The sequence below is a fragment of the Jatrophihabitans sp. genome, assembly GCF_035474675.1.
Classification (GTDB): domain Bacteria; phylum Actinomycetota; class Actinomycetes; order Mycobacteriales; family Jatrophihabitantaceae; genus Jatrophihabitans_A.
Window position 1 is genome coordinate 1 of sequence record NZ_DATINC010000162.1, and the last position, 14573, is coordinate 14573.

Sequence of the window (14573 nt, forward strand, 5' to 3'; positions counted from 1 at the left end):
CGCCTCGGTGAACACGTGCTCGACGTCGACGCCGGTCCGGACCCAGCGCATGCCGATCGAGGCCAGCACCGGACGCAGCACCTCGTTCCAGGTACGCACCGCCCCCCGGCTGACCAGCAGGTCGCCGAGCTGGCTGGCCGCGGCATCGGCATCCAGCCGGCTGGCCGCCCGGGCCAGCCCGCGGACCTCCGGCGAGGCACCCGGCACCGCCAGCACCCGACCGCCAGGTCCGCCGCCGTGCTTGACCCGGGCCTGGCTGCCCAGCCGGGCCGACCGGCCACCGGACGGCGCGCCGGCCGACCGGACCGACACCGAGCCGTGCTCGGAATGCTGGCCCAGCACCGTCCGGGCCGCGGCCGCCGGGGTGTGCCCGCGGCTGACCAGTTCCTGCATGCGCTGCAACCGGGCGAGGTCGGCCTCGGTGTAGCGGCGGTGACCGCCGCTGCTGCGCCCGCCCGGGCCCAGGCCGTAGCGGCGTTCCCAGCTGCGCACGGTGGCCGGCGCCACCCCCAGCCGGCCCGCCGCGGCGCCTACCGACAGCAGCGTGGGACCGTCCGGTGCGGAGTTGGAAGCTTCGTCCGACACTCTCAAAGAATGCCTGACGATGTCCGGTTGACCAAGTTATACGGACGATCGGCACCGATCCCGGGTGCTCCCCGCCGGCATCGCCGGGCGCAGTCAGCCGGTGGCCGGTGCGATGGCCGGTCCATGGCCAGTCCGTGGTCAGGTCCCATGGTCAGTCCGTGGTCAGCGCCGGCGTGCGGACCAGCAGCGGCAGGGACAGCGCCGCCAGCAGCGTCGCCAGCCCGCTGATCAGGGTGCCGGCCAGTACGGTGAACGCGGCCGGCAGCCACAGGCTGCCGGGCACCGAGCCTGCCACCGCCGCGGTCGTCGCCAGCCCGACCCCGGCACCGGCCACCGAGCCGACCGCGCCGATCAGCAGTCCCTCGGTGCCGATCAACCGGACCAGCTGGCCGGCCGTCCAGCCGACCGCCCGCAGCAGCACCAGATCCTCCCGCCGTTCCCGCATGTTCAGGTAGCTGACGTCGGCGACCGCCACGGCGGCCAGCAGCAGCGTGATCAGCACGGCGAGATAGTCCACCCGGCGGGCGTGCAGCCAGATCGCGTCGCCGAGCACGCTGCCCACCACGCTGCCCCGGAAGGCCACCCTGATGGCCAGCAGCGCCGTCAGGCCGGCCGAGCCCACGCAGATGGCGAGCATGCCGAGGCCGGTCCGGGCCGGCTCGTCGCGCAGGTTGCGGTAGGCCAGCTGCACCAGCCCGCGCACCGGCGGCGCGGCGCCGTGCCGGCTCTGCCCGCGGTCGGTGGCCGGATACGGCAGCGGCGCCGGCACCGAGGCCCGCCACACCGGCCAGGCAGCGGCCAGCAGGGTGATCGCGAGCGCCGCCGGCACCGCCACCAGCGCCCGGCCGGTGGTCACCGGCGCGCCCAGCGACCGGGCGGCGACCAGTGCCACCAGCGCCCCGAGCAGGCCGGCGCCGGTGCCGATCACCGCCATCTCGCCCAGCAGCAGCCGCATCAACTGGCCCCGGGTCCAGCCCAGGCAGCTCAGCGTGGACAGCTCCAGCCTGGGCGAGCGGGCGGCCGCACCCGCCGCGTTGGCGGTGAACACCCCGCACACCACCAGCACCAGGGCGAACAGCAGCAGGCTCTTGCGGTCGACCGCGCGCAGCACCGTCACCACCACGCCCTTGCGCTGCCACCGCTCGGTCAGCAGCAGCTCCGGCCGGCCCGCCGAACCCGCCGGCAGGGCGATGTGCCGCTCGGTGGGCGAGCTGCCCACCGTGACGTCGACGGCGAGGCCGGTGCTGCGCGCGATCGCCTCGGCGGCCAGCCGGACCCGTTCCCGGCTCACCGGGTCGGTGCCGCGCACCCCGGCCACCCGGACCTTCACCGCGCTGATCGGGGCGGCGTCGCTGACGTTGTCGAAGACGGCGGAGTCGGTGAACGCCGCGGCCGCGTCCAGCGAGGTGAACATGGTCGGCGGCGGCAGCAGGTAACCGGCGATGTTGCTGTCCGGCAGCAGCGGCTGGTCGTGGAGCTCCTCCCTGCTGTGCCCGTCGGCCGGGGCCAGTGGCTCGGTGCGGTAGTCGCCCAGCGCCGGGTCCAGGCTCGGCGCGCCCGGTCCGCCGGGCAGCGCAGCCAGCCGGGACTCGTCGAAGGTGCCGACGGTGACCACCCGCGGAATGGCGTCCCGGGTCTCCTGCGCCTGCAGCGCCGGGTGCCGGCGCAGCGTGCGGAACGCGGTGTCGGCGGCATCCGGCGGAACGGTGACGTTGCCGGCGTAGCGAATCGGGGCGCGCCAGACGCTGGCCGGATTGGTGACCGGCTGCGGCTGCAGGGTGCCGTCCGGCCGGGTGCGGTAGCTGACCGGCCCGCTGGTCCAGTAGCTGTCCACCATCGGGGCCTGCCGCTTGAACAGCCGGTTGTCCAGCAGCAGCTGGTAGGCCTGCTCGGCGGTGATCGTCGCGTGTGCCACCACCCGGCCGCGAGCGCGGTCCAGCAGCGGGTCCAGCTGGCGCAGCGGCAGGCCGTCGCGGACCATCGCGGTCAGCTTCGCGTCCAGCAGCTGGACGCTGACCTCGTCGGAGTCCTCGACCCCGGCGTGCTCGGCCATCAGAACCGGGACGTTGCGCCCCTGCACACCGGGCACGCCGCCCCGCTCGGGCAGGTAGCTGCCCCGGGTCACCGCCCGATCCAGGCCGGCCAGGGCCGCCTCCTGCTCGGGATCGATCGCGGCCAGCAGGAACGGGAACGTCCAGCGCACCGTCACCGCGGCGTGGCCGGCCGGCAGCCCGTCGAACCCGCCGCCGCTGTCCCCGTTGGCCAGCGACCAGCAGGTGCCCAGCCGCTGGCCGTGGACGGAGAACGGCGACGCGTCGGACGCTGGGCGCGAGGGGCAGGCCGGCAACCGGCCGCGCGGGTCGGCGAAGTCGTAGCCGAACCCCGGCTCACCCAGCTCGCCGACCTGCTTGACCGGCACCGGACTGACGTAGGTGTAGTCGATCACCGGCGGTGAGAACGTGCTCAGGCCGCGAGCGGTGGAGCGGGTGATCCAGGTGGTGAACAGCTGTTCCTGGCCGGCAGTCAGCTTGTCGGTGATGTCGATCGGGATCTCCATCGTCTGCAGCAGGTAGCCCACCATCGCGATCGGAGCCGCGACCTGCACCCCGTCCAGCTGCTGGATCCGGTGCCACTGCTCCAGGGTGATGCCACCGAACTGGCCGGACAGGAAGTTGGCGCGCACCAGCCCCTGGCTCTCCTCCAGCGCGGTACGCGAGCCGGCCGGCCGGACCAGGATGTCGTAGGAGGGACGCGGCTGGGCGGCGATCCGGCCGCGCAGCTGCAGGCGCTGCTCGGCGACCTGCCCGGTGAGCACCACGAAGGAGGTGGTGGCCGCGGCGATCCCCAGCACCAGCGCCGCCACCCGCAGCCGGTTGGCCCGCAGCCGGACCAGCAACAGGTGGATCATGACGGCAGGCCGGGGGACCTCATGGGCACAGTGTGACCGGCGGGCGTCACTGTGGCTGGGATTGCGGCAGATCCAGCACCGATCCGCCGGTGGCCAGCACCGCCGAATCGGCCGACACCAGCACGTAGGACGGAAAGCCGGTGATGCGGTACGCGGCGGCGATCGGGCCGCCGACCGGTTCGAACACCACGGTGGCGATCGGTGCCAGCAACCGCTCGATGTCGGCACCGCGCCGCGGGTCGCCGACGATCACCACGATCAGCCGCAGCGGACCGGGGTGCAGGCCGACGTAGCCGGCCAGCGACGGCAGGCTCGTCCGGCACCCCGGGCAGCTGCTGGACAGGAAGGCCACCAGGTACGGACGGCCGGCGAGCTCGGCGGAATCCAGCGGCTGCCCGGTGCTGGTGCGGGCGAGGATCGGCGGTGCCGGGCTGCCCGGGTCCGGACCGCCGGCCGGCAGCGGAACACCCGCACCGGGCCGGGACAGCGGAGCCTGGTCCGGCAGCACCCGCAGTGCCAGCAACGAGATTGCCAGTGCCAGGCTGGCAACCAGTGCCGCGTACGCCGTGAGCACGGCGGTGACCGTCATCGCCGGCCTCCGGGAGTCAGCAGAGAGCGGGATGCCGTCTCCCGGTGCCCGGCCTGCTCGAGCAGCGACCGCAGCGCCGGCGCCTGCCAGCCGAGCACCGCGCCGAGGCCGACCGTGAGCACCGCCGCCAGCGTGACCGGCGCCGGAGCAGCGGCCTGCGGGAGCCGCAGCCCGAGCACCAGCAGCAGCGCGGCGGCGGTCAGCGCGGCGTTGCGCAGCACGGTCGGCCAGCCGATCGGCGCGTTCCCGTTGCCGAAGCAGGGACAGCTGAAACCGCGCCGGCGGGCCACCAGCACCGCGGCGCCGGCCGTCAGCAGGGCGAACTCCGCGGTGGCCAGCGCCGCGGCCGGTCGCACCGTCGCCGTCGGCACCAGCAGCAGCGCGGTGAGTCCTTCGGCCACGACCCAGCCGCCGGCCACCGCGGAGGCGTGCGGCACGCCGAGGCCCAGGCGCAACACCAGGCCGAACTGCTCGATCCCGGCGGGGTGCCACACCTTGCCGACCGCGGCGGCGGCCAGCACCAGCGCCAGCAGACAGCGGACAGCCATCAGGGCGAAACCGAACATAGCGCCTCATCGACCCTTTCTCCGCCAGCACCAGCAGTGCTGACGCTCCCCCGATCTCGCTCGACCAGCGTCAGCAGCTGCCGGCACTCTCCCCTGACGGACCCCGGCAGCGGCCGGGATCAGCAGAGGCCGCCGTCCGGTACCCAGGCCCCGCACGTCTTGCTGCAGGTGGGCCCGCTGTACTGGCACTGCCTGGCGTAGCGGTGACCCTGCTCGTCGCAGCGGTACTCGGTCCACTGGTCGGGCGGGCAACTGTCGATGGTGCGTGGCCTGGTGGTCCTCCGACGGCCGGCCAGAATCCTAGTAATACGTGCAGCCGAAGCAGCCATGGACGAATCACCTTGCCCGATAGGCGTTTTTGATTGGATGCACGTTAGGCACTCAACTACATTCGGTCAAGCTGCCTTGTCACAATGCATATTTCCGCTAGCTGTGGGTGTGCGGCCGGTGTCGCAGGGTGTGCGTCAGCCGGGCCCGCTGATCCGGCGCAGCGTGCTGTCCGGGTCGGATCCGGTCAGGTCGCGCTCGCCGACCAGCCGCCCGTCGCGCAGTTCGACCAGCCGCTGGCACTGGCTGGCCACCGTGGAGTCGTGGGTGGCCAGCAGCATCGTCATGCCGTGCTCGGCCTGCAGCTCGGTGAGCAGGTCCAGGATCTCCTCGCCGGTACGGGAGTCGAGGTTGCCGGTCGGCTCGTCGGCCAGCAGCAGCCGGGGCCGGTTGACCAGCGCGCGGGCGATCGCCACCCGCTGCTGCTGGCCACCGGACAGCTCGCGGGCCGGCACGCCGGCCTGGTCGGCAAGCCCGACCGCCGCCAGCAGTTGCCGGCCGCGCTCGCGCTTGTCGAAGTCGACCCGCAGTGGCAACACCGGGCTAATCACGTTGTCGAGCGCGGAAAGGTTGCCCAGCAGGTGATAGCGCTGAAAGACAAACCCGACAGTGCCGCGAAAGTACGCCGAATGCCTGCCGGACAGCCGGGCAATGTCGACACCGTCGACCAGGATGCGGCCGGAATCCGGAATGTCCAGGCCGCCGACGAGCTGCAGCAGGCTCGACTTTCCGGCCCCGGACGGCCCGGTGACTGCAACGATTTGGCCGGGCGAGACGGCCAGCGAGACCTCCGCGAGCGAGGTGACCACCGCCCGGCCCTGGCGCCGGGTCTTGGTGACCGACACCAGCTCGACGCGCGCGCCCGCGCGCCCTTCCGGCGGCGTAGCCGCTGGTGGCTGCATCGCCGCATCCTCCTCCCAGCACTGCCGGAGCCGGTCTGGGCCACTAGCCCGTCCGGGGCAAAGCCTTGCCCCTATAGTGGTCGCCGTGGCTATCCAACACGCGGTGTTGTCCTTTCTCGCCGATGGACCGAGCTACGGCTACGAAATTAAGACGAATTTCGAAAAAGCGGTCGGACCACAATGGGGCGGCCTCAATATCGGCCACGTCTACCAAATCCTCGAACGGCTCAGCCGGGACGGCCTGGTGACCTCCCGAACGGTGTCGCAAGATGTCCGGCCGGACCGTACTGTCTACAAAATCACCGCGGCCGGAAGGCGCGAACTCGACAACTGGCTGGCCGAGCCGACTACGCGCACCGCTGGATACCGAGACGATTTCATCCTCAAGGTGCTGGCCGCCGGCCGGCGCAGCGAGGAGCAGGTGCACGAGGTCTGCCGCACCCAGCGCGACGCCCGGATGGCCGAACTGCAGACGCTGCGGGCATTGCGTCGCCAGCACAAGGACGAGCCGCTGGCGGCGCTGACCATCGAGGCCGCGATCCTCGGCGTGCAGGCCGACCTCAAGCTGGTCGAGATTGCCGACGCCAACGCCTCCCGCCCGCTGCTGGCCGCCACGCCGGCCGAGCGCCAGGCCAAGCCGGCCGAAGGCCGCCGCGTCGCCGGTCAGTGACCGGACCGCTGCTGGCAGCCGGCCCGTCGCCGGCCGCCGTCACCCTGATCAGCGCGACGGCGGGCGCGGTGGTGTCGCTGCTGGTGGCGATCGGCACCCAGGTGGCCCTGAGCGTGCGGGAGGACCACGCCCGCCGCTACTCCCGGCGCCGGGCCGCGCTGACCGACGCCCAGGACGCCGCGCTCGCGGTGCGCGGCCGGCTGGGTGAGTACGGCACGCTCAGCCGGGCCGCCGCCGGCCGGTCGACGCCGGAGCAGGCGGCCGCCGAGCGGCGCTACCTCGACGCGCGAGCGCTGCTGGAGGTCACCCTGAGCCGGGTGGACGACGAGAAGGTGGTGGCGGCGGCGCTGGGCTGGCGGGACGCGGCGGAGGTGAGCTTCATCAGCTCCGCGGAGGTCTCGGCGGCCACCGAGCAGCGCCGGTGGCAGGAATTGAACGCCGCGATCGGCAGCGCGTTGCAGAGCAAGGACGGGGTGGCGCCCGGGCCGGGCTGAACCCGCCGGCCTCAGCTGGCGGCGGCGGTCCGGGGCAGTTCTTCGGCCAGGTCGAACCGGTCGGTGACGTGCAGCTCGCGAGCGGCCGAGGTGGCGTACTCGGCGAAGTCGGACGGCGCCCCCACCAGCAGAACCGAGTTGGCGTTCTCGTCGGCCAGCAGGCGTTCGATGAGCTGGTATGCGAAGGATGTCGTACCGGACAGCAGCTTGGTGGCGTCCACCACCACGTCCTGGCCCGTCACCGGGCCGAGCGTCCTCACCATGTCATCGGCATAGTCGCGACCCGCTACCAGTCGCGGCAACGGCAATGTACGTACGCCCACGACTACCCCCTCAGCCTGCCAGCTACTCAGCGCGATGTGCCTTTCGAATAAGCACCGGCCCGGGCCAGCACTAGCATGTCTTCGGCTCGAACGTCAACGATAGCGGAATTGTTTCATCCTTCAGGCCCAGTCGTACAGCCTCTGTCTGCTGTGTCGGGCCTCGGTCACCGGAACCCAGCCCTCGAACATCGTCCCGACGAACCGCTGCTCGAGCTCGGTGTGGCGCCGGCCGCGGGCGTTGGCGGTGGCCAGCGCCGACCCGCTGGCCAGCAGCACCCCGCCACCCAGCCGGCTCACCACCGCGACCGCGGTGGGCAGCCCGGTGCCCCGGCCCGGCCCGCTCTTGCGGCTGGTGCCCGACAGCGCCATGGTGATCGCCATCCGGTCGTCCTCGGCACCCTGGCCGGCCAGCGTGCCCAGCAGCCCGGCGCCGGCGTCGGCCACCGCGAAGCGCAGCATCCGCTGGGACGGCAGCGTCTGGGCGGCCATGAAGCCGACCGTTCCGGAGTGCTCGCAGACGTTGGCCCCGATCTCGGCCAGCGCGGTGTGCAGCGCGTGCGCGATGTCGGCGTCGTGGCCGACCACCCGGTCATAGACCAGCCCGCTCAGCTTCCGGACGTCGGAGCCGGTGGCCAGCTCGGTGACCTCCAGCAGGCTGTCGTGCCGGTCGAGCTCCCGCTCGTTGGCCGGCAGGTCGTGGCAGCCGCCGAACCGCTCGACGATCGCCCCCAGGTGCATCCGGGAGGCGTAGCCGGCCTGGTTGGCGCGCAGCCCGCGCAGCCGCAGCCGGGACCCCCGGGCCGCGGCGAGCTGGGCGACCGCCGCCACTCCGACCAGGTGCAGCGGGTCCAGCCAGGACACGCCACTGAGGTCGAGCAGGCAGTCGCCGTCGGCAGCTCCGACCGCCAGCGACTGCAGGCGGGCCGCTGGCGTCGGCCTGGGCACTGGCTGTCTCTCCTCACGTGCGATCCCGGATGGGCAGGGGCGACGATACGACTACCGTCTGTCACTAATGGTGCGTCACCGGTGAGCAACCCGGTTAGCGCGCATGACCCCTGACACACCTCGGCTCTTTAGAAGAGCGCGGCTCGGGGAACCGGCGCGGCGCCAGGCACCCGGGGACTGAGGAGAAGGTCGGCCGGTCAGCTCACCGGCCGCGGCGCCGCTGCCGGCGCTCCCGGCGATCCAGCCGGCTCAGCCCTGCGTCCAACGAGCGCAGCCCGCGGGCCGCCCGGGAGCCGGGGTCGCGCTGGGCGGCCGAGGCGGAGGCCCGCCGGAGCACCGCGCGCAGCAGCGGCACGGCGACCGCCAGCATCAGCCAGGTACGCAGCCGGGACGACAGCAGAACCCACACCAGAACCTCCGAAAGGACGACGGCGACAACGCCGGACAGCGTCCCTACAACGTAACGGCTGCGCTGACGCCACCCCGCCGGCCACGGGTAGGGTAGACACTTTCCTAGACGTTTCGTCTAGATAGATGTCTAGCAAGCGGGGAGGCGGCAATGCGGCACGCTGCCCGCTCGGCGGACGCCGGCCCGGCGGTACGGCCGGCGGGTGCGCTGCCGAACCTGACTCCGATGCTGGCCTGCCCCGGCGAGCTGCCCGGCGCCGCCGAGGACGCCCAGTGGGGCTACGAGACCAAGTGGGACGGCGCCCGGCTGCTGGCCTTCGTCGACGGCGACCGGGTACGGCTGCGCTCGCGCAACGACCTCGACGTCACGGTCAGCTATCCGGAGCTGGCCGGGCTCGGCGGCGCGCTCGGCGGCGGCCGGGCGGTGCTGGACGGCGAGGTGGTCGCCTTCGGCGCCGACGGGCTGCCGAGCTTCGCGCGGCTGCAGCGCCGGATGCATGTCGGGCAGGCCGGCACGGCGCTGCGGCTCAGCGGCACCGACCCGATCCGGTTCCTGGTCTTCGACGTGCTGCACCTGGACGGCCGGGACACCGTCGGACTGCCCTATCTCGAACGCCGCGGGCTGCTGGCCGGGCTGGAGCTGGACGGGGCCAGCTGGCAGTGCCCGCCCTACTTCGCCGGCAACGGCGCCCTGGTGCTGCGGGCCAGCAAGGAACTGGGGCTGGAGGGGGTGGTGGCCAAGCGGCTGTCCAGCACCTACCGGCCGGGCCGGCGCTCGCCGGACTGGCGCAAGATCAAGAACATCCGGATGCAGGAGGTCGTCGTCCTCGGCTGGCAGCCGGGCAACGGCCGCCGGGCCGGCACCATCGGCTCGCTGCTGGTCGGGGTGCCCGGCGAACCGGGCCCGGCCGGCGGCTCCGGTGCGCTGCGCTACGCCGGCAAGGTCGGCACCGGCTTCACCGAGGTGGCGCTGGCCGCCCTGCTCCGCCGGCTCGGGCCGCTCACCCGGCAGACCCCGCCGCTGGCCGTGCCGCCGCCGCGCGCCGAGGCGCCCGGGGCGCAGTGGGTCGAGCCGGTGCTGGTCGGCGAGGTCGGCTTCGGCGAATGGACGCCGGACGGCCGGTTGCGGCACCCGGTCTGGCGCGGCCTGCGGCCGGACAAGTCGGTGGCCGACGTCCGGATCGAGGGCTGAGCCGGCCGGACCGCCTCAGGCCTGCAGCTCGGTGAGCACCAGCGGCAGCTCGTCGAGCAGCTCGCGGGCCAGGAAGCCCAGCGAGCCGACCCGCGCGGCCAGCCGGTCGCCGGCCGCCGCGTGCAGGTAGGTCGCCCAGCAGGCCGCCTGGGCGGCCGGCACCCCCCGGGCCAGCAGGCCGGCCAGCGCGCCGGCGAGCACGTCGCCGCTGCCCGAGGTGCCGAGCCCCGAGTGGCCGGCCGGCGCCAGCCAGCGGTCGCCGTCCGGGGTGACGATGTGGTTGTCGCTGGAGAGCACCGCACGGTACCGCTCGGCCAGCCGCTGCCGCGGGTCGCCGGCTTGGCCATCGGAACCGCCACCGGAACCGCCGGCTGCATCGCCGGCCTCGCGACCGGAACCGCCGGAGCTGCCGCCCTCGCCGGAGTCGCCGCTCTCGCCGGCCGCCGCCAGCAGCCGCTCCAGCTCGGTGTGGTTGGGGGTGAGCAGCAGCCGGCCGGCCAGCGCCGCCAGGGCCTGCCGCGGCAGCTTGCCGAGGGCCCCGATGGCGTAGGCGTCGAGCACCACCGGCACCTCGTCGGCGACCGCACCGGCCACCGTGTCGATCAGGGCGGCGGTCTGGTCGATGTCGTCCAGGCCCGGGCCAATCAGCACCGCGGCGGTGCCGCCGAGCCCGCGGTCGAGGGTCTGCCCGCAGTCGCCGGCCACCGTGCCGGTCTCGGTCTCGGGGAGCCAGAGCACGCCGGCCTCGGGCACCGCGGCGGCCACCGGCCCGGCCACCGACCGGCCCACCGCGAGGGTCAGCACGCCGGCGCCGACCCGCAGCGCGGCCAGGCCGGCCAGCATCGCCGCGCCCGGCGCGCTGCGGGCGCCGCCGATCACCAGCACCCGGCCGCGGCTGTTCTTGTCGCCGTCCGGGATCGGCAGCGGCCAGTCGCGCAGCGCGGCCGGGGTCAGGATCTGCTCAGCGGGCGACATCGATCTCTCCGGGGTGCTCGGTGGCCGGGGCGCCGAATTCCTCTAGGTGCTGGTGGTCGTTGTAGACGGCGGTGCGCCACTCGCCGTCCGCCCCGTCCCGGACCAGCCTGCTCACCGAGGCGTTGGTCACCGAGCCGCTGCGGGCGATCTCGAAGACCCGGTCCTCGTCGAGCTGCTCGCAGACGTAGCGGAACAGCAGGATCACCGCGTCGTGCGACACGATCAGGTTCCGGCCGGGCCCGGGCAGCCGGTCCAGGTCGGCCAGGAAGGCCCGGATGCGCAGCACCAGGTCCACCCAGGACTCGCCGCCGGGCGGGCGGTAGTAGAACTTGCCGAGCCAGCGGCGCCGGTCCGCCTCGGCCGGGAACCGGGTGGTCACGCCGCGCTTGGTGAGCAGGTCGAGAACTCCCAGCTCGCGGTCCCGGATTCGCTCGTCCTGGCGGATCGCCGGCGGGTCGGCCAGCTCGGCGAGCGCGAGCTGGGCGGTCTGGCGGGCGCGCAGGTACGGCGAGGACCAGACCGCACCCGGCCGCCGCGCCGGATCGGCGGCCAGCCACTGCCCCACCGCCCGGGCCTGTCGGGCGCCCAGCTCGGACAGCGGCACGTCCGGGTCACGCATCGGCATGGCGATCGACAGCGCCCCGCTGGACTCTGCCTCCTCGCGGGCGACGTTGCCGACGCTCTCGCCGTGCCGGACGAGGATCAGCTCAGTAACGGCCATACCGCCGACGATAGCGGGACCGCGCAGCGCCTCCACCGGTCGTCCCGGCTGTTCCGATCAGCGAAAATGCGCCGGTGTGTTGGAGTCGTGTGGTTGATCTCCCGGGCCGCCGTATAACCTATGGGCCGTACGCGCGGCGGTTAAGCCATAGCTGTCCGTAGGTACACCGGCACGGGAATGTCATGACCTCGCCTTCGGACTCTTTCCATTTCCTTACCCGCCTGGCCGAAAAGCATTCCCGGCTGTCCGCGCTTGCCGCCTCCTCCGACCGTCCGGACCCGGCGGAACTGGTGACCGAGCTGGCCGCGCTGCGTGCCGAGCTCGACGCGGCCGACGCGGAGCTGCGAGCCCGCCAGGAGGCGCCGGCCGTGCCGGCCCCCGAGGCCGCCGAGCTGTTTCTCGGCGATGACGAGACCATGGCGATGTTCCGGGACTTCGACTGGTCGAACAGCCCCCTCGGTCCGGTGGCCGGGTGGTCGGCACCGTTGCGGGCCGCGGTGCGCACCGTGCTCGCCGCCAAGGTGCCGATGCTGATCTGGTGGGGCCCGCAGCTGATCCAGCTCTACAACGACGCCTACCGCCCGCTGCTCGGTCACAAGCACCCGGCCTCGATCGGCCAGCCGGCCGCCGAGTGCTGGGCCGAGGTCTGGGACACCCTCGGCCCCCGCGCCGAGAGCGTGCTGGCCGGCGAGGGAACCGTCTACATCGAGAACGAACTGCTGTTCGTCGAACGCATCGGCTACCAGGAGGAGACCTACTGGACCTACTCCTACTCGCCGATCACCGGCGAGTCCGGTGAGGTGCTGGGGGTCTTCGTCGCCACCACCGAGGTGACCGGCAGCGACGTGTTCGACCGGCGGATGCAGACGGTCCGCGAGCTCGGTGCCCTGTCGGTGACCGAGACCGCTGGCATGGACACCGTCTACGAGCGGGCGCTGCAGGTGCTGGCCGGCAACCGGATCAGCGTGCCGTTCACGGCCACCTATGCCGTCGCCGAGGACGGCACGGCGCGGTTGCAGGCCAGCTACGGCATCTCCGCCGCCGGAGCCGAGCTGCCCGCCGAGATCCAGGTGAGCAGGAACTCGCCGCTCGGCCGGGTGGTGCACACCGGAGCCACCGAGATCGTCTCGCTGGAAAGCTTCGCTCCCGGCGTGGTGCCGCTCCCCTCGCCGCTGGGACCGGCCGTCCCGCACATGGTGCGGTTGCAGCCGGTCTGGCTGAGCGGGCGGCCGCAGCCGTACGCGGTGATGGCGATCGGCTGCAATCCCTACCGGGATTTCGACCAGCCCTACCTGCGGTTCCTGGACCTGGTCGCTCGCCAGCTGGGCATCGTGCTCACCGACGCCGCCGCCTACGACACCGAGCGGCAGCGGGCCGAGGCCCTCGCCCAGCTCGACGCCGCCAAGACCCGGTTCTTCGAGAACATCAGCCACGAGTTCCGCACCCCGCTGACCCTGATGATGTCGCCGCTGGATGCCCTGCTCACCGACCCCGCGGTCAGCTTGCCGGACGGCCGCCGGGCCGACATCGACGCGGCGCGCCGGGCCGTGCTGCGGTTGAGCAGGCTGGTGGACACCCTGCTCGAGTTCGCCCAGGCCGAGGCCGACGAGCTGCACGCCCGGCTCGAACCCACCGACCTGGCACTGCTGTGCGCCGATGTGGCCAGCATGTTCCGCTCGGTCGTCGAAGAGGAGGCTGGCCTCGCGCTGGTAGTAGACACCGACTCGGTGACCGAGCCGATCGCCGTCGATCCCGAGATGGTCACCAAGATCCTGTCGAACCTGCTGGCCAACGCCATCAAGTTCACCCGGCAGGGCAGCATCGCGGTGCGGCTGACCGAGTCCGACGACGAGGTCCGGCTGACGGTGTCCGACACCGGATCGGGCATCCCGGCCGAGGAGTTGCCCCGGATCTTCGAGCGGTTCTACCAGGCGCCGATCAGGGGAGCCCGCAGCGGGGAGGGCGCCGGCATCGGCCTGTCCCTGGTGAGCGACCTGGCCCGGGCGCACGGCGGCGAGGTGAGCGCGGTCAGCGAGGTGGGCAAGGGCAGCGAGTTCACCGTCCGGCTGCCCCGCACCCCGATCGCCACCACCCAGCCCACGGTGACCGCCGCCGACTCGCGGGCGGCGTCCGCCTTCATCGCCGAAGCGCACAACTGGGCGGCGAACGAGCACTCTCCGGTGGCCCCCGAGGCGGTCACGCAACCGGATGCCTCCGGTGTCGCCGGATCGCCGGCCGGCCGGATCCTGCTGGTCGAGGACAACGCCGACATGCGCGCCTACCTCAGCCGGCTGCTGGCGGCCGACGGCTGGCAGGTCGAGGCGACCGGCTCGGTGGACGAGGCGCTGGCCGCCAGCGCAGTGCCGGACCTCGTGCTGTCGGACGTGATGCTGCCCGGCCGCAGCGGTATCGAGCTGGTGAAGCTGATGCGCGCCAACCCGATGCTGGCCCGGATCCCGGCGATCCTGCTGACCGCCCGGGCCGGTGCCGCGTCGGCCGCCGAGGGCCTGCAGTCCGGTGCCGACGACTACGTTGTCAAGCCCTTCGTTCCCGAGGAGCTGCTGGCCCGGGTGCGGACCCACTACGAGCTGGCCAAGCTGCGCGAGTACGCCCTGGACCAGGCCGAGAACAAGGCCGCCAACCTGGAGCGGGCGCTGGCCAGCAACCGCCAGATCGGCGCCGCGATGGGCATCCTGATGGCCCGGCTGCACCTGACCGACGAGCAGGCTTTCGACCTGCTGCGCAAGACCAGCCAGAACCGGCACCGCAAGCTGCGCGACATCGCCGAAGAGGTGATGATGACCGGCGAGCTGCCGGCCTGAGCAGTCCGCGGGTGGCAGCCTGAGGAGGTCTGTTCCGGAGGGTTGCCAACTTGTGCACCCCCGGTAGTGGAAACGCAGCCACCGGTGCCGTACCGTCTACCTCAGAATTGGGTCGGCCCAGCAGGTGGTTTCGCCAGTTCAGATCG

At 73.0% G+C, this 14573-nt stretch carries 14 protein-coding genes; 4 read left to right on the forward strand and 10 right to left on the reverse strand.

What is annotated here, in order from left to right; genetic code table 11:
* From VLJ82_RS18980 to VLJ82_RS19000, 5 genes are all read right to left on the reverse strand, one after another.
* A partial coding sequence (locus VLJ82_RS18980; RefSeq protein WP_408664928.1) for a MerR family transcriptional regulator occupies positions 1 to 585 on the reverse strand: 585 nt, incomplete at its 3' end.
* Between the two features lie 151 nt (positions 586 to 736).
* Positions 737 to 3493, reverse strand: a complete 2757-nt coding sequence (locus VLJ82_RS18985) for an FtsX-like permease family protein (RefSeq protein WP_408664929.1) — start codon at positions 3491 to 3493, stop codon at positions 737 to 739.
* A gap of 46 nt (positions 3494 to 3539) precedes the next feature.
* Entirely contained in the window at positions 3540 to 4082 is a 543-nt protein-coding gene (locus tag VLJ82_RS18990) for a TlpA family protein disulfide reductase (RefSeq protein ID WP_408664930.1), read from the reverse strand.
* Positions 4079 to 4630, reverse strand: a complete 552-nt coding sequence (locus VLJ82_RS18995; RefSeq protein WP_408664931.1) for a MauE/DoxX family redox-associated membrane protein — start codon at positions 4628 to 4630, stop codon at positions 4079 to 4081. Before VLJ82_RS18995 ends, VLJ82_RS18990 begins: the two co-directional genes overlap by 4 nt.
* Positions 4631 to 5112: 482 nt before the next feature.
* Positions 5113 to 5877, reverse strand: coding sequence for an ABC transporter ATP-binding protein (locus VLJ82_RS19000; protein ID WP_408664932.1), 765 nt, complete (start codon positions 5875 to 5877; stop codon positions 5113 to 5115).
* A gap of 85 nt (positions 5878 to 5962) precedes the next feature.
* Here VLJ82_RS19000 and VLJ82_RS19005 point away from each other — a divergent pair, with 85 nt between their 5' ends.
* Complete coding sequence (locus VLJ82_RS19005) at positions 5963 to 6547, forward strand: helix-turn-helix transcriptional regulator (RefSeq protein ID WP_408664933.1); 585 nt, start codon at positions 5963 to 5965, stop codon at positions 6545 to 6547.
* Positions 6544 to 7041 carry a hypothetical protein gene (locus VLJ82_RS19010; RefSeq protein ID WP_408664934.1) on the forward strand — a complete coding sequence of 166 codons (498 nt, stop codon included), beginning with the start codon at positions 6544 to 6546 and terminating at the stop codon, positions 7039 to 7041. Before VLJ82_RS19005 ends, VLJ82_RS19010 begins: the two co-directional genes overlap by 4 nt.
* Before the next feature lie 11 nt (positions 7042 to 7052).
* Here the strand turns inward: VLJ82_RS19010 and VLJ82_RS19015 are convergent, their stop codons facing one another.
* From VLJ82_RS19015 to VLJ82_RS19025, 3 genes are all read right to left on the reverse strand, one after another.
* Positions 7053 to 7304, reverse strand: a complete 252-nt coding sequence (locus VLJ82_RS19015; RefSeq protein ID WP_408664935.1) for a hypothetical protein — start codon at positions 7302 to 7304, stop codon at positions 7053 to 7055.
* A 180-nt stretch (positions 7305 to 7484) separates the two neighbouring features.
* Complete coding sequence (locus VLJ82_RS19020) at positions 7485 to 8309, reverse strand: hypothetical protein (protein WP_408664936.1); 825 nt, start codon at positions 8307 to 8309, stop codon at positions 7485 to 7487.
* A 202-nt stretch (positions 8310 to 8511) separates the two neighbouring features.
* On the reverse strand, positions 8512 to 8718 hold the full coding sequence (locus tag VLJ82_RS19025) for a hypothetical protein (RefSeq protein ID WP_408664937.1): 207 nt from the start codon (positions 8716 to 8718) through the stop codon (positions 8512 to 8514).
* 150 nt (positions 8719 to 8868) lie between these two features.
* Here VLJ82_RS19025 and ligD point away from each other — a divergent pair, with 150 nt between their 5' ends.
* Positions 8869 to 9909, forward strand: a complete 1041-nt coding sequence (ligD, locus tag VLJ82_RS19030; protein ID WP_408664938.1) for a non-homologous end-joining DNA ligase — start codon at positions 8869 to 8871, stop codon at positions 9907 to 9909.
* A 15-nt stretch (positions 9910 to 9924) separates the two neighbouring features.
* Here the strand turns inward: ligD and VLJ82_RS19035 are convergent, their stop codons facing one another.
* Complete coding sequence (locus VLJ82_RS19035) at positions 9925 to 10884, reverse strand: ADP-dependent NAD(P)H-hydrate dehydratase (RefSeq protein ID WP_408664939.1); 960 nt, start codon at positions 10882 to 10884, stop codon at positions 9925 to 9927.
* Entirely contained in the window at positions 10871 to 11605 is a 735-nt protein-coding gene (locus VLJ82_RS19040; RefSeq protein WP_408664940.1) for a histidine phosphatase family protein, read from the reverse strand. The genes VLJ82_RS19035 and VLJ82_RS19040 overlap by 14 nt, the downstream gene beginning before the upstream one ends.
* A gap of 182 nt (positions 11606 to 11787) precedes the next feature.
* Between VLJ82_RS19040 and VLJ82_RS19045 the strand changes: the two genes are divergently transcribed.
* Complete coding sequence (locus tag VLJ82_RS19045; protein WP_408664941.1) at positions 11788 to 14427, forward strand: ATP-binding protein; 2640 nt, start codon at positions 11788 to 11790, stop codon at positions 14425 to 14427.
* The last annotated feature ends 146 nt before the right edge of the window (positions 14428 to 14573 follow it).

Excerpts from the sequence above, each read along its gene's own strand:
- VLJ82_RS18985 (WP_408664929.1), bottom strand. The coding sequence starts at position 3,493 with ATGATCCACCTGTTGCTGGTCCGGCTGCGGGCCAACCGGCTGCGGGTG.
- VLJ82_RS18990 (WP_408664930.1), bottom strand. The coding sequence starts at position 4,082 with ATGACGGTCACCGCCGTGCTCACGGCGTACGCGGCACTGGTTGCCAGC.
- VLJ82_RS18995 (WP_408664931.1), bottom strand. The coding sequence starts at position 4,630 with ATGGCTGTCCGCTGTCTGCTGGCGCTGGTGCTGGCCGCCGCCGCGGTC.
- VLJ82_RS19000 (WP_408664932.1), bottom strand. The coding sequence starts at position 5,877 with ATGCAGCCACCAGCGGCTACGCCGCCGGAAGGGCGCGCGGGCGCGCGC.
- VLJ82_RS19015 (WP_408664935.1), bottom strand. The coding sequence starts at position 7,304 with ATGGTGAGGACGCTCGGCCCGGTGACGGGCCAGGACGTGGTGGTGGAC.
- ligD (WP_408664938.1), top strand. The coding sequence starts at position 8,869 with ATGCGGCACGCTGCCCGCTCGGCGGACGCCGGCCCGGCGGTACGGCCG.
- VLJ82_RS19035 (WP_408664939.1), bottom strand. The coding sequence starts at position 10,884 with ATGTCGCCCGCTGAGCAGATCCTGACCCCGGCCGCGCTGCGCGACTGG.
- VLJ82_RS19040 (WP_408664940.1), bottom strand. The coding sequence starts at position 11,605 with ATGGCCGTTACTGAGCTGATCCTCGTCCGGCACGGCGAGAGCGTCGGC.
- VLJ82_RS19045 (WP_408664941.1), top strand. The coding sequence starts at position 11,788 with ATGACCTCGCCTTCGGACTCTTTCCATTTCCTTACCCGCCTGGCCGAA.